The sequence below is a fragment of the Paenibacillus sp. FSL H7-0716 genome (genome assembly GCF_038002705.1).
Lineage (GTDB): Bacteria > Bacillota > Bacilli > Paenibacillales > Paenibacillaceae > Paenibacillus_AQ > Paenibacillus_AQ odorifer.
Genome location: NZ_JBBODA010000030.1, coordinates 1 through 12,171 on the forward strand (window position 1 = coordinate 1; position 12,171 = coordinate 12,171).

Consider the following 12,171-nt stretch of genomic DNA (forward strand, 5'->3'; position numbering starts at 1 on the left):
TAATGATAACGCTAAGTTTCAACGTGAACATTTCCGGTCGGCGCTATTCGTTTTTTATAGCCTCGGGGAGCAACGACTAGGATTTACCTTCGAGCAGATTGCAGAAGCATATACAGCCAAGAACAAAGTAAACCACGATCGTCAATCCAACGGATATTAGGAATGAGATCGGCTGAAGAAACACTTGAACTGCTCCTGCAAGGTATGGATAAGCGGCGGCAGTATCTACGTCGGAAGCTCCGTAGGATTGAGAAGCATGGTACGAAGCCGCGGCGCGGTGGAGGAAACGAACTGAATAGGCTCAAATACTCTGGGCGCGCCGGCATGCTATCCGAGCACGCGACAATCCTTTGTATGCTTGAGGACATACGCCACAGCCGCCAACACCCAGACAATCTATATAACGAGGAGGATGATACGGACGATGACTAATCCTATGACACCAGAAGAAATCGAAGAAACTAAAAAACTGTTATCCATAGCATCAAACGATACGTTGCAATCAATCTCTATGGACCTGCTGGCTGCTCTAGAAGAGTCACAACAACAGGTTAATGATCTGAAAGAGGATAAACGCAAGATATTCGCTGTACACGATGAACAGTGTGCCAGATCCTCTGAATACTACAACGAACTGATATTTGTTAAAGGAAAGCTAGCAGAGGCACAGCAGACCATAGCCAATGTAAAAGGGATTTTAGAACGTCCGAAGTTACCTATATTTAATGCGGATGGTTCATTCAGTTGGGAAAGTCATCACAAAATGATGAAAAAAAGCTTAAAGGTTGCTATAGGGGTTAGTGAGTGGGAGCCTGTAGGAAATAAGGAAGGGAGCGACAAGTCATGCCACAGGTAAAGGATAAGACAAACATTTGCCCCCGAGAGAGGGCAGAGGCGGCATATATCACGCTATCTCAGGGTCACAAAGATGAAACCTAAGAAAACGGGGACTGACCCGAAAGAACGGTGTAGCACATGCAACGGGGTCAAGCATGTACCAAAGGGGCCAGGGGAATTTGGGAGAAAGCCATGCCCCACATGCATGGAACTGAAGATTATTGAGCGTAAAGTGCCAGACCTATCCACCGACTATTCAAAAAAATAGCCAGTTCGTAGATACAGGTACATTTATGGCCGGAGGCCATCGTCCGACAGCATAAGCCCAGGCGTAGCCGGGGGCCGCACCAGATCATTAAGGGAGTAGGAGTATCCCTCCTCTCCCACTAAGGGAGGAACTAACCATGGAAATCTATAAATTGAGATTCAATACTGCGAGCAAAAGCGCAGATGAAATTAAAGCTAATTATGATCCGGCACCTCCATCGGATGAAGTTCTAGAGAAGATGGCCGAAGCATTTCGTAATTTGCATGACACTGAGGTTGTTGGTGCAGCTTGGCCATATAGCCCTGATAGCTACAGCCTATACGGATGGCATGGTGAAGATGATAAAAAATTCAAGGAACTTATTTACTGGATAGAACAAGATAGTTTTTTCGGAGGTTACATTGATGATCGTGATCGCTTTGACACTGATTGGGAAAACGGAGAGTACGAACCAGTAACTGCAATGCATTTCGACAAAAGTGACTTTATTGTTATCGAAAAAATAGAGAGGAATGAGGAGGTACACCCCCAATGACACAAAGGGACTGGAAAAAGGATATGGACTTGGTTCAGGGCACAATTAAGCACGATGCATTTCCTGCTTGGACAGAACCGATGCTTTACTGGCTCCAAGAAGCCAAAGAGCGCGGAGAACGGGAACAACGGTTGAAAGAGGCGCTTGAAGAACTATTAAGTGTATTCACGTTGCACAGTACATGGGCCAGCGTAGAGGACTATTACGGTTCTATATACAGTCTGACCGATACAGACAGCGAAATTGTACTGAGAATAAATTCATTTTTATCCCTTTACCCAGATACCCCAGCACCCAAGGAGGGGAGTAGATAGTGCTTGAATCTATGATGCGTGAGTATATGGAACAGGTCGAAGAAATCCGAACACGATTCACAGATACGGATGGAGAAGGGTGGCACCTGAGAGATTTAAAAGAATACGTAAATGGGCTTGATGAAAAAACAACAAAAAGGTTGTTGAGGCATTTCATCATCATGGAGTGGAACCGGAAAATGGAGATTAGGGAAGGAGATAACCATTGACACCAGAATCTGCATCAAAAGCGCTTAGAGGAATATGCCGAATGTTCAACTGCTCTTATGAAGAGGCATGGAAGAAATATATGCATCCAGCGATCACGGAGAAATTCACGTTTGAAGAAGTCGTGAAGCACGTTAATCAGGAGGGTGGTACCCAATGAATCTCAATTTATCAATGATACTGATGAAAAAGTATGGAGCTTGCCAAGAATGTGGTAATGAAAATATCGGAAATGGTGAAGGTACGCTACAAATTGAAGGTGACAACTTTCGACGCACATGTAAATGCGGCTGGAAAGTAGAAACGGATGCCACTGAGGCAGAGGTGGACCAATGACACTCACAAGGGAAGAGATACTGGCGATGGAGCCGGGACGGGAACTGGATGCTCTAGTGGCTGATAAAGTAATTGGTATGGATCTAGTGGAAGATACACAACTACAACTTCCTAGATACTACCTACCGGAATACGACAGAACAATTCATAGAGATGTCCCTTTATATTCATCCGACATATCCGCAGCATGGGAAGTGCTGGAACACATGCAAGACTCAGGTTGGTCGTGGGATATGAAGATGAACAATTTGGCGAAAGAAGTCGAGGTGCGTATTGGACGTGGGCAAGCAGTTAGCAAAAGTGTGCCTGAGGCGATTTGCAAATCTGCCCTCATTGCCAACCTAGACGCCATAGAATGGGCAACTGATGTGTAAAGAAATCTGTAAAGCAGCTCTGGTGGCTGTACTGAACTTATAAGGGGGCTGAGACACACGTTAAAACTAAAACAGTATTTATGCAGACATGATCATAAGATCATCGCAAACCATAGAAGCACACAATCGAACCTGTGGAAATGCAAGAAATGCGGAGTGTTTGTAATACAGCATTATGGTATTGGCGCTCACTACAAAAGTAAAACGCCTGACATAGAAGGATGGATTTATAAGTAGGGGGCTGAGACCCCAATCAAAGGAGACGATACACGATGGGCAGAGAGATTAAATACAAGGCATGGTTGCCGACAATCAAAAAGATGACTTATGGTCATACGCTAGAACAATGGTTGCTGGACTTCCCACACTTGGAAGATTTTTCGGAGGACACAGTTTGGCTGCAATACACCGGATTAAAGGACAAGAACGGTCGGGAAATATACGAAGGGGATTTTATTCAAAACGAGAATACGATTGGTGAAATCGAATGGGTGCAAGAGCATTGTGCATTCATGGCGTTCACACGAAATCCTAGTTTTTATCGCTATTTAGAATCTGATGGACAACTCAATTTAACAGAAATTATCGGCAACATCTACGAGAATCCAGAACTAATAGAGGTATAAGGAGAGGATAACAGATGGCAAAGTTTATAAAGCTGAATCAACCAAACGGACACACATTTTGCATTAATGTAGAGCATCTGGTTGCGTACACAGAAATTTCTCGCAAGACACATACCATGATTCATACCACTAGCGGATCATTTGAAGTGAAAGAATCAATTCAAAAAATTGATGACTTGATAGATGAGGTATAAGGGGGAGAAGAGGATGGGTAAACCGATTAAGTTTCGAGCTTTGAAAGATATCTATTGGGATGATTGGGGGCACATGCGCCAAGTATTCGAAAAAGGAAAGATTTATGATGGCGTAATGCATGCAAATGGAAATGTCTCAGGGTACAGCCCTTTCTACGATGTGACTGATGGATTAGATCAAGGTGAGTACGAATTAGTTTAAGTGGCAGTACAGGCCGAAGGCCATCGAGTCAGACCGAATAATCCCAGTGATAACGGGGGCCGGATAAGGTTTAATTATAATCTGCTCCCCATAAAGAGAGGAATAAGACAATGAGTGAAGAAAGATTTGAGGTTAAGCCTTACGGAGTTCGTTACAGATGTGAATGCGGCGGAGAAATGAAACCATCAAGTCATATACTTATGAGCATTCCTCCACAGTATCCACACGAATGCAATAAATGCAAAGCTGTAGTCAATTTGACAAAGCGTTACCCTACAGTCGAATGGGAGGAAACAGACAATGCCTAAACTGATAGACGCAGAAAAGTTGTTGGAGGATATGAAGGAACATCTCAAAGAGTTAGATGGTCAATTACCTATCAACGATGAAATTCGCTTCCAGCGCAATGATGCACAGCAGGACATTTTAGAACTATACATCAGGAAGTTGGAGAAAGGCGAATTCGATCTTACAACTGAACCAAGACCAAATTACAAGGTTACTTATAATAGATGCCGAAACCATATCGTTCCAATTTATGTTGAAGAGTACATTGTACGTCCGTCAGAAAGTGAAATGGAACATACAAAGCAATTACTTATGGCAGAAGAATATGTACTTGAGGAGTTGAACTAACTTGAAGACAGCACTTGAGATACATGATTACAATCTAATGGATGAAGATTATGAAGAATTTCTACGACGAGGATTCGAATCCTACGGCATACCAGAAGGACGAGAATCCGTAGTAAACATGGATGAAATTCACTCTATACTAATCGTAAATATGTAAGACAACCGCAAGGAGGTTATGTCCATGATTGAGATAATTCCAGTACCGCATAAAGATTTTACTCCTAAGAATGATCTCGCAGATATAACAAGAGCTTATCAGGTCCAGTTCTTCACCAACGCTGACCAGGAGGATATCAGGAAAGCCCTGTGGTTGCTAAACAATTATCGGACCATCAAGGGGCTGGTGGACAGTTATGAATTCGTCCTCAAGCAGCCGCAGGAACACGGACTTAATGATTTCGATATGGCGGGAGCAGAAGGAGCAGTCAAACGCCTCAGCACAAGCGACCACGTCTCCAATTTGCCAGCCAACGTACTCATTGCTAAAGAGACACGCCATCTTAATTACATGCTGTATAAACGAGTTACAGAGGCTGTGATGCACGCGGCAAATAACATCATTGATCCACATGAGTACAAGATCGTAGAATTACTGTTCACTGGTGAAAGGAAGTTCAGATACAAAGACGCAGTAGAGTACATGAGACATGAAAGGAAAAAAGGAATCTACAGCATAGAGGCTACTACGTTTGCCGAGAAGCGCCGGAGGGTCATCGCATCCCTTGCTAACACGTTATTGTTTAATGGGACGCTGGATCATGTGACGATAGATTATGGGCGTGGACGAAACAAAGAAGGCGAAATCGGATTAAGACAACTCAACCGCGAAGGGTAGATACCTGGAGCGGTATTTTTTTGCCCATTCACATAATAAGGCGTAATTTCCGTAGCGTAGCAGCACAATACCCCAAATATAATAAAGATACCGAGGCGAGAGCTTCCGTACTACTCTATATCTGGTTGCGGCAATCTGTGACGGGACATCACACCGCAGCTCATACCCGAACACCTCCTGGGCAACCGTGATCTCAGCGGCTAAAGATATGGATCGAGAATGTGAACCGGATACGTAAATAAATAACCGGGTCGAACTACTAATTGGAGACAGTGCACAGAGGGGAATACCCCGAAGCATTAAAGGTGCACATTGTTGCCCAAGCCGGGGCATGGCGGATTAGCGGTATCCGCATATTATAAATTACCGCCCAACAATAAACCGTTTGTGCTCACGGATAAATGGGCGCACCATAAAAACAGTCGATGACCCGCCTAGGGGGTATGTGTGAAGGGGATGGCCTGAGAAGCCGGAGGTCTGAACACCATCGGCTGTTTTTATGTTTTGAATATGGTATATTATGTATGAGGTCGAATCGTTAGCGGTTCAGCTTTTCAGCGTAACTGCTGGGCTCAGTAAAGAGCGCAAATCACCGTATACGTCTCACGGTTTGTATGAGCGTTATTTAGTGGCAATTGATGGCCTTTTTAAGGGTAAACGCTAAGGGAGGCTCTGGAACATGGGCTTGTAGATATGCGCCATCGGTTGCTTTTTCATATTACCAAGCGTTTGGAAATTTGGAGGTAATATCTATGAAGTTCGCAGAGGCGATTAGGCTTTCAAAGAAGTATGCTGAGTGCCCAAAGTGTGGGAATGGAAATATTGGAGCAGGTGAAGGAACAATCAACATTGACGAAAACTCATTTGAACGCACCTGTAAGTGTGGCTGGAGCAAAACGGTGAAGGATGAACAGAATTCATAGTGCTTTACATTTTGCGTGTAAAGCAATTTGCCTAAAACGTGCTGATCTGTAAAGTGATATTCCTGTATATGGGATATTGGTTGTTAAATACCTGGTAATTCGGGGAAATGGTTGTACTGCTCGCAAAGCAGGAAAAGTTTCCTTGCCAAAAAAGGGAAATGCTTTCTCACGCCGAACTTTCATATTAGAACGGGGGTGAGAAAGTGAATGAAAGACAGGCGGAAGAGATGCTTCAGTATTTATCCGAAATAAACAGCAGACTGAAAAACATTGAAAATAACTCTGATAATCTTCACGCTTTTAAAAAATCGCTAGAAAACATTGAGTATGACGTTGAAAAGATTAAAAAAAATATATTGGATAGATAAATGCACCTTAGGGTGCTTTTTTTATTGATGTGGTGACGGAATAGGTAGACGCAATGTAGCGGTGTAGCTAATGGCCTTCGGTAAAAGGGCGCTGAAGCTTCAGCAATATCGGGCAGAAACGAGATACCGCTAAATTTACCATGCAAGGTGTGAATCCTTGCCTACATCAAAACAAACGAGCGGTATGCTGACAATGTCCTGGAGGCATTGGATGGGATACCGCTTTTTAATGTACATAGGAATAAATTACCAAGAGGATAACTCCCGCTGTGCATAGAAGACTCTCTGAAACATCAGCGGAGGAATAACTATGAATTCTGATCCATTACTGAAGGTAATGAAAGGATGGCTTAAGAAGCAAGAACAGATATTTGCTATTCCCACTGGGAGTGATCAAATCATAATAATCAACGGAAAAGATATTAATAAGGTGATGCGAGGAGCAAGCGACACGATTTTAGCTGTTACAGCAAATGGGAATTACCGCATACTAAACGAAGATTGTGTAGCAGCAATGCTAATGCCTAAGGAATTGGAGAAAGCAGATATGCAACGTATATCCAATAAACTACATATCAACCTTCGGCGAGTGCGAGGAGTTGACCGTAAGAAACGGAGTGTTATGGTTGAGGGGCGGACACATATTGTTGAACGAGAGTATTGGGAGAGATTCATTCAGGCTTACGATAATCAATAGGAAAATCGCAAAGTTATCTTTTCATAGACTTTTGACGTAGTAAATTCGAATTAAATTCATGTTACATTGTACATACAACCAGTATATCTTCATCAAGTAGCGCCTCTTTGGGCGCTTTTTCTATTTCTATGAAACAAAATTATACTTAAGGAGAGATAACAATGATACTAAATGGATTGCGATTAGAGCTGACTATTCATGCACATGAGCAATTCACTGAAAGGGTAGGGCCGGCGACGTTTGAAGAGATTCGGGATGCCGGACGTGAACAATTGGCAGTAGGGGACTACAGACGAGATGGAGATTTCATCAAGATCTATGATGCCTGGTGGATATTCACTATTCGCGAAGGAAAGGTTGTGCTGATCACATGCTATGGTAACAGTCACTTTGATGTACCGAGGGCATTAGCTTGGGCAAGGAAACATGATGATCGGATTACACTGGATAACTTCCAGATTAACGAAGGTCAGCAAATCATATAGGCAACAACCGACAGCGCCGATGAAGGGCGTTTTTTATTTGTTAAGGAAAATTTTCCTTAACCAATTGTTTGCTTGTAAGCCTTCTGTAACGTTACAAGAATTACAAGTTAAACCCTTATAGAATAAGGCTCTTCATTATATGCATTCAAACTTGTAACGCTTCAAACGTTACAAAATGCCATTACAAGCGTTACAAGACGTTACAAACGTTTCAAGAATAGAAAAGGGGTATGCTCAGTGGCAAAGCCATCGAAGATAGAAACATTAGGGTGTCAGGAAATTGTGTGGGCTGGTGTGAGGAACGGAAAGACTGTACGAGCAATCGCTGAAGAATGTTCTGAATGGGCTAACGAGCAAGTATCGCATACAGCTGTAGCGAAGTATGTCAAAGAGAAGGGGACGGCAGAACAAGCCAAGAAGAAAGACGCAATTGTGGCTGACCGCAGGCGTGTGATTAAGACAGTTCATCAGGAGATAGATATTATTCAAACCAACCTTGATGCAACCAAACGCCTCATTGATCGTTTTGAACTGGTGGACGATCTACCGAAGTTGTTCAGAGAAGAAATGGATGAACTCATAAATAAACTCATGGAAGACGGTGAGGAGTTCAACTACGTTAGCTTTATTGAAGGCTGGCAGAATTCATTTGAAGTGGAGTTGCGTCGGAAGGTAGTTGAAATAGTATCACTTAACCGTGAGGTACGCGAGAACATGAAGTTCCTTGTTGCATTAAGGGAGAAGGCGTTCCAATTCGAGCTGGTACAAGAGTACATTAACATCTTCATGGAGATATTCCAGGAAGAGTCTAGTGATGGAGCTTATGACCGTTCGATCATCCGTATATCCGCCAACCCACGAATGAAGCAATTGATTGATCAGCAGAAGCTTTATACAGGAGGCGGTGAATAGATGTGCTGGCAAAACTGCATGAACAGATCCGTAAAGCAGCTGAAGCAATCGGAGGAGCAAAAGGTCCGAAACTAAAGTACATTGATCTGGCTGGAGAAATAAACAGAAAGATCGAAAGTGAATATAGAGATAATCCAGCAGGCCTTAAAGAACTCAAGGGAAACCTTGATGACTTTGAGGCCTTTTGTTTTGAATTCCTCCGGATTAAGACTAAGACGGGGGATATCGTACCACTCACGCTTAACAAGGCTCAAAAGAAACTTGCAAAGACTGTCTTTGAACAGATCAATTTAGGCAAGCCTGTACGTATAATCATTCTGAAAGCACGGCAGATGGGATTCTCCACGACAACAGAAGCTATTATTTATTATTTGTCTTCATTGCAGGAGGCGAAGAATGCATTTATTGTAGCTCAAGACTCGAGCGCCTCAGAAAACCTTTACGATATGTTTCGGCTTTACTATGACTATATACCCGAGCACATTAAACCAATGCGCAAACGGAACAACAGCCGCCGCCTTACGTTCGAAAGCCCGGCAATGAAGGACGTTGATCGTAAAAAGGAGCCGGGGCTTAAATCCAAGATCACAGTGCAGTCCGCAGAGAACCGAGTCCTTGCCCGTTCAGAGACGATTCATTACCTCCATATATCAGAGCTGGCGTTCTGGCCGGAGAACCGTAAGAAGAAACATCTTGCTTCCCTATTCGCCGCCCTTTCCAAGGAACCTCGCACAGTTGGTATCATCGAATCCACAGCAAACGGCATTGAGATATATAAAGAAATGTGGGATAACGCTGTAGCCGGTAAGAACGACTACATTCCACTGTTCTTCCCATGGTTCGATATGCCGGATTATCGGATGAAGCTTCCGGTTGACTTTGAACTCACCAAGGAAGAGATCGAGTTAAAAGAAAAGTTCAATTTAGCTGATGAGCAATTAGAATGGCGACGCTATACAATCAGGAATGACTTTGAAGGTGATGAAAAGCTATTCCGGCAGGAGTATCCTTCCACACCAGAAGAGGCATTCTTGGTCACAGGCCGGACGGTGTTCAATCAAGACAAGCTTGACGCCATGACCAAGCATACCAAAAAAGGAATCAAATACTCAGTAGTCATTCCTCCGGCAATTGAAGGTGCGGGTTATGACTGGACATCGGTCAAATTCATTGAGGATGAGCGTGGGGAGTTTGAAGTATTTAGTGAATTTGATCCAGACAGAGAGTATTGCATCGGAGCTGACGTAGCTGAAGGGCTTGAAGGTGGAGATGCTTCAGCAGCATATATCATTGATGCAGATACCGGCGAGGACGTTGCAGCAGTTTACGGACAAATGGATCTGGATATCTACGCCAAGCAACTGGACTACGTAGGGCGTTTGTATGGCGATGCGCTGTTAGGCGTAGAAACGAACAATGTGGGGCACAGTGTGATTAACACGCTGTTGAACGTGACATTCTATCCGAACCTTTATCATCATGATTCCTATAACGCTGAAGCTGGAACGAATGAGAATAGACCCGGATGGCCTACAACAACTGTCACGCGTCCGATACTCGTAGACGCGCTTATAGAAGGCATTCGAGAGGGAGTATGGCGTATCAATGATGCTAACCTAATCAGCGAAATGAAGACGTTCGTCCGCAATAGAGCGGGAAAGCCGCAGGCTATGGGCAAGGGAACATTAGGCGGCTGCAAAGATGATAGAGTCTTAGGATACGGGATAGCCCATCAAATGAGATTACGCCGTCCACCAAGCAATAAACATGTGATGCTTCCAGGCATTGGTAGTGTTACAATAAAGAGAAACTAAAGGGGGATTTGCAGTGGAAAATGAAGTGCTGAAAAACCTTGAAAGATACATCGGTAATCTTGTTGGACGAACATTCATCAAGAGCGTGGCTATTGAAAATGGAGTTGTGAATATTTTCTATTATTCAAACTATGAAGACTACAAAACAAACAATGAAAACCCCTTAATATCGGAAAAGGATTATGATGAATACTTTACTCAAGGCACGATCGACAAAATATTAGTTGGAGAACCGGTCAGAATATTGAGAGAATTCCCTTTCGTGAATAATGTATATCTTGCACTTCCTTTTAATGCAACATTATTCAATATTGATATATCAAGAGAACAGTTAAATGCATTTCTAGGCTATGAAATTGAAAAGTTGAGTGTGATTGACGATTCGTGGAGGATAAAATTTGCAGACGTTTATATCTACAATAGAAAGAACCGCGATAGTTATTTAAAAAAATTCGTAAGAAAACACGATATCCAAGCTTGAATTATTTTAACGTAATTCATCAATTCAAACACCGTATTTATACCGGATAAAATATCTATAAGCCAAAAAAAGCAGAAGGTGAACATATGAAATTCACTATCTGTTTTTTTTATTTTGCGATTCAATCTGATGTTTCCTAGTATTGGAGGTGTTACAATAAAGAGGAATTGATTTTCAATTCAATATTATAGATTAAGGTGTAGGTGATTTTGATTGGAAGAAATGGAAGCATCATATGTTAAAAACGTAAACTCAGATATAAATGCCTCTATCGAAGTTATTGGAATGGATTACTATGAATCAAAAATTGGGAAGTTAAATGCTGAATTGATTGTAGATAAAAGATACACACTAGCTTTGAGAATAGTATTTGTTATTATCACTGTAGTGGGATTGGCTGATATAACTACCTTAATTGAATTGGTTACTAATTATGTCTCCATACCAGTAACTGTTTTTTGTGCTCTTATGGTTGCTGCTAGCTTTGGCAGACAAAGTAAACAGGTAGCCATTGAATCTGAGATAAAGATTCTTGAAAGGCAGAAGAATAGGCTAGAAAGCAGTAAAAGTAGCTCTATTTTATATGGCGCTCCTGGACATGCCGTTCAAAATAATACCAATCGTTACTTTGATACATTGGTCAGTATAAATCTGAAAAATCTTGAGGACTATTATGAGTTGGTAAAAATAAGCAATAAAAAGTCTTTTAACGCTTCGTTAATAGTCAGTATAGCTGGTTTTTTAATTATAGCGGCTGGACTGATCACTTCTTATGTTGTGGAAGGAGCTAAAGATATAGCCTATATTGCAGGGGCTTCAGGAGTCGTAATAGAAATCGTTTCGGGTTTGATGTTTTATCTTTATAGTAAGACGATAATGCAACTAAAAGAATATCACGACAGTTTGTTAAGTGTTCAAAATATGTTATTATCATTCAAATTGTTTGAGGACCACAAGGAGTCGATTGACAGTACAGAGATAATGAAACAAATGATTGAACATTTATTAGTGTCAAAGTCTAAGTTGTAATCCTGATTATCCGTAGTAACCCCGAATAAAACCAATGATATTATTAATCCATAGAAGTATGAACGAATACAGAAGGTCAGGAAACTTTTCCTGCCTTC

23 protein-coding genes are annotated in these 12,171 nt (G+C 42.1%); all 23 read left to right on the forward strand.

Translation table 11 applies throughout. From position 1 onward, the window contains the following. Nucleotides 1-160: dUTP diphosphatase (locus MHH60_RS33355; RefSeq protein ID WP_445667988.1), on the forward strand; the 160-nt coding region annotated here is incomplete at its 5' end. Between the two features lie 2 nt (nt 161-162). Continuing rightward, nucleotides 163-432 (forward strand): hypothetical protein, encoded by a 270-nt coding sequence (locus MHH60_RS26220; RefSeq protein ID WP_076104504.1) that lies wholly within the window; start codon nt 163-165, stop codon nt 430-432. Then, nucleotides 425-856, forward strand: coding sequence for a hypothetical protein (locus tag MHH60_RS26225; protein ID WP_076139106.1), 432 nt, complete (start codon nt 425-427; stop codon nt 854-856). The genes MHH60_RS26220 and MHH60_RS26225 overlap by 8 nt, the downstream gene beginning before the upstream one ends. A 385-nt stretch (nt 857-1,241) precedes the next feature. Next, entirely contained in the window at nt 1,242-1,640 is a 399-nt protein-coding gene (locus MHH60_RS26230; protein WP_076139105.1) for a hypothetical protein, read from the forward strand. Further along, complete coding sequence (locus MHH60_RS26235; protein ID WP_076139104.1) at nt 1,637-1,954, forward strand: hypothetical protein; 318 nt, start codon at nt 1,637-1,639, stop codon at nt 1,952-1,954. Before MHH60_RS26230 ends, MHH60_RS26235 begins: the two co-directional genes overlap by 4 nt. Next, nucleotides 1,954-2,163, forward strand: coding sequence for a hypothetical protein (locus MHH60_RS26240; RefSeq protein ID WP_076139103.1), 210 nt, complete (start codon nt 1,954-1,956; stop codon nt 2,161-2,163). Before MHH60_RS26235 ends, MHH60_RS26240 begins: the two co-directional genes overlap by 1 nt. After that, entirely contained in the window at nt 2,160-2,321 is a 162-nt protein-coding gene (locus MHH60_RS26245; RefSeq protein ID WP_179088995.1) for a hypothetical protein, read from the forward strand. Before MHH60_RS26240 ends, MHH60_RS26245 begins: the two co-directional genes overlap by 4 nt. Beyond that, nucleotides 2,318-2,497 (forward strand): DUF3797 domain-containing protein, encoded by a 180-nt coding sequence (locus MHH60_RS26250; RefSeq protein WP_076139102.1) that lies wholly within the window; start codon nt 2,318-2,320, stop codon nt 2,495-2,497. Before MHH60_RS26245 ends, MHH60_RS26250 begins: the two co-directional genes overlap by 4 nt. Next, nucleotides 2,494-2,871 (forward strand): BC1872 family protein, encoded by a 378-nt coding sequence (locus MHH60_RS26255; protein ID WP_076139101.1) that lies wholly within the window; start codon nt 2,494-2,496, stop codon nt 2,869-2,871. The genes MHH60_RS26250 and MHH60_RS26255 overlap by 4 nt, the downstream gene beginning before the upstream one ends. A gap of 272 nt (nt 2,872-3,143) precedes the next feature. Continuing rightward, a complete protein-coding gene (locus MHH60_RS26260) occupies nt 3,144-3,497 on the forward strand; it encodes a YopX family protein (protein ID WP_076275290.1) in 354 nt (117 codons plus the stop codon). A gap of 14 nt (nt 3,498-3,511) precedes the next feature. After that, complete coding sequence (locus tag MHH60_RS26265) at nt 3,512-3,691, forward strand: hypothetical protein (RefSeq protein ID WP_076138821.1); 180 nt, start codon at nt 3,512-3,514, stop codon at nt 3,689-3,691. A 13-nt stretch (nt 3,692-3,704) separates the two neighbouring features. Further along, nucleotides 3,705-3,893, forward strand: coding sequence for a hypothetical protein (locus MHH60_RS26270; protein ID WP_076138820.1), 189 nt, complete (start codon nt 3,705-3,707; stop codon nt 3,891-3,893). Between the two features lie 300 nt (nt 3,894-4,193). Beyond that, the gene (locus MHH60_RS26275) at nt 4,194-4,529 is read left to right on the forward strand and encodes a hypothetical protein (RefSeq protein WP_076138818.1); all 336 of its coding nucleotides are present in this window, start codon (nt 4,194-4,196) and stop codon (nt 4,527-4,529) included. Nucleotide 4,530: 1 nt separating this feature from the next. After that, the gene (locus tag MHH60_RS26280; protein WP_179088972.1) at nt 4,531-4,686 is read left to right on the forward strand and encodes a hypothetical protein; all 156 of its coding nucleotides are present in this window, start codon (nt 4,531-4,533) and stop codon (nt 4,684-4,686) included. A gap of 24 nt (nt 4,687-4,710) precedes the next feature. Next, on the forward strand, nt 4,711-5,364 hold the full coding sequence (locus tag MHH60_RS26285) for a hypothetical protein (RefSeq protein WP_076138817.1): 654 nt from the start codon (nt 4,711-4,713) through the stop codon (nt 5,362-5,364). 752 nt (nt 5,365-6,116) lie between these two features. Beyond that, nucleotides 6,117-6,287: a DUF3797 domain-containing protein gene (locus MHH60_RS26290; RefSeq protein ID WP_076138816.1), complete on the forward strand. Its 171-nt coding sequence runs from the start codon at nt 6,117-6,119 to the stop codon at nt 6,285-6,287. Nucleotides 6,288-6,490: 203 nt separating this feature from the next. Continuing rightward, a complete protein-coding gene (locus tag MHH60_RS26295; RefSeq protein WP_179088971.1) occupies nt 6,491-6,655 on the forward strand; it encodes a hypothetical protein in 165 nt (54 codons plus the stop codon). A gap of 310 nt (nt 6,656-6,965) precedes the next feature. Continuing rightward, on the forward strand, nt 6,966-7,352 hold the full coding sequence (locus MHH60_RS26300; protein WP_076138815.1) for a hypothetical protein: 387 nt from the start codon (nt 6,966-6,968) through the stop codon (nt 7,350-7,352). Between the two features lie 161 nt (nt 7,353-7,513). Beyond that, the gene (locus tag MHH60_RS26305; protein ID WP_076138814.1) at nt 7,514-7,837 is read left to right on the forward strand and encodes a hypothetical protein; all 324 of its coding nucleotides are present in this window, start codon (nt 7,514-7,516) and stop codon (nt 7,835-7,837) included. Between the two features lie 237 nt (nt 7,838-8,074). Beyond that, nucleotides 8,075-8,749 (forward strand): hypothetical protein, encoded by a 675-nt coding sequence (locus tag MHH60_RS26310; protein ID WP_076138813.1) that lies wholly within the window; start codon nt 8,075-8,077, stop codon nt 8,747-8,749. A gap of 2 nt (nt 8,750-8,751) precedes the next feature. Further along, nucleotides 8,752-10,563 (forward strand): hypothetical protein, encoded by a 1,812-nt coding sequence (locus tag MHH60_RS26315; RefSeq protein WP_076138812.1) that lies wholly within the window; start codon nt 8,752-8,754, stop codon nt 10,561-10,563. A gap of 13 nt (nt 10,564-10,576) precedes the next feature. Continuing rightward, on the forward strand, nt 10,577-11,044 hold the full coding sequence (locus MHH60_RS26320; RefSeq protein ID WP_076138811.1) for a hypothetical protein: 468 nt from the start codon (nt 10,577-10,579) through the stop codon (nt 11,042-11,044). A gap of 222 nt (nt 11,045-11,266) precedes the next feature. After that, a complete protein-coding gene (locus tag MHH60_RS26325; RefSeq protein ID WP_341161177.1) occupies nt 11,267-12,073 on the forward strand; it encodes a TRADD-N-associated membrane domain-containing protein in 807 nt (268 codons plus the stop codon). Nucleotides 12,074-12,171 lie beyond the last annotated feature (98 nt).

Bases quoted from the DNA above. Each gene is read 5' to 3' on its own strand.
- MHH60_RS26220 (WP_076104504.1), top strand. From the start codon at position 163: ATGAGATCGGCTGAAGAAACACTTGAACTGCTCCTGCAAGGTATGGAT.
- MHH60_RS26225 (WP_076139106.1), top strand. From the start codon at position 425: ATGACTAATCCTATGACACCAGAAGAAATCGAAGAAACTAAAAAACTG.
- MHH60_RS26230 (WP_076139105.1), top strand. From the start codon at position 1,242: ATGGAAATCTATAAATTGAGATTCAATACTGCGAGCAAAAGCGCAGAT.
- MHH60_RS26235 (WP_076139104.1), top strand. From the start codon at position 1,637: ATGACACAAAGGGACTGGAAAAAGGATATGGACTTGGTTCAGGGCACA.
- MHH60_RS26250 (WP_076139102.1), top strand. From the start codon at position 2,318: ATGAATCTCAATTTATCAATGATACTGATGAAAAAGTATGGAGCTTGC.
- MHH60_RS26255 (WP_076139101.1), top strand. From the start codon at position 2,494: ATGACACTCACAAGGGAAGAGATACTGGCGATGGAGCCGGGACGGGAA.
- MHH60_RS26260 (WP_076275290.1), top strand. From the start codon at position 3,144: ATGGGCAGAGAGATTAAATACAAGGCATGGTTGCCGACAATCAAAAAG.
- MHH60_RS26265 (WP_076138821.1), top strand. From the start codon at position 3,512: ATGGCAAAGTTTATAAAGCTGAATCAACCAAACGGACACACATTTTGC.
- MHH60_RS26270 (WP_076138820.1), top strand. From the start codon at position 3,705: ATGGGTAAACCGATTAAGTTTCGAGCTTTGAAAGATATCTATTGGGAT.
- MHH60_RS26275 (WP_076138818.1), top strand. From the start codon at position 4,194: ATGCCTAAACTGATAGACGCAGAAAAGTTGTTGGAGGATATGAAGGAA.
- MHH60_RS26285 (WP_076138817.1), top strand. From the start codon at position 4,711: ATGATTGAGATAATTCCAGTACCGCATAAAGATTTTACTCCTAAGAAT.
- MHH60_RS26290 (WP_076138816.1), top strand. From the start codon at position 6,117: ATGAAGTTCGCAGAGGCGATTAGGCTTTCAAAGAAGTATGCTGAGTGC.
- MHH60_RS26300 (WP_076138815.1), top strand. From the start codon at position 6,966: ATGAATTCTGATCCATTACTGAAGGTAATGAAAGGATGGCTTAAGAAG.
- MHH60_RS26305 (WP_076138814.1), top strand. From the start codon at position 7,514: ATGATACTAAATGGATTGCGATTAGAGCTGACTATTCATGCACATGAG.
- MHH60_RS26325 (WP_341161177.1), top strand. From the start codon at position 11,267: ATGGAAGCATCATATGTTAAAAACGTAAACTCAGATATAAATGCCTCT.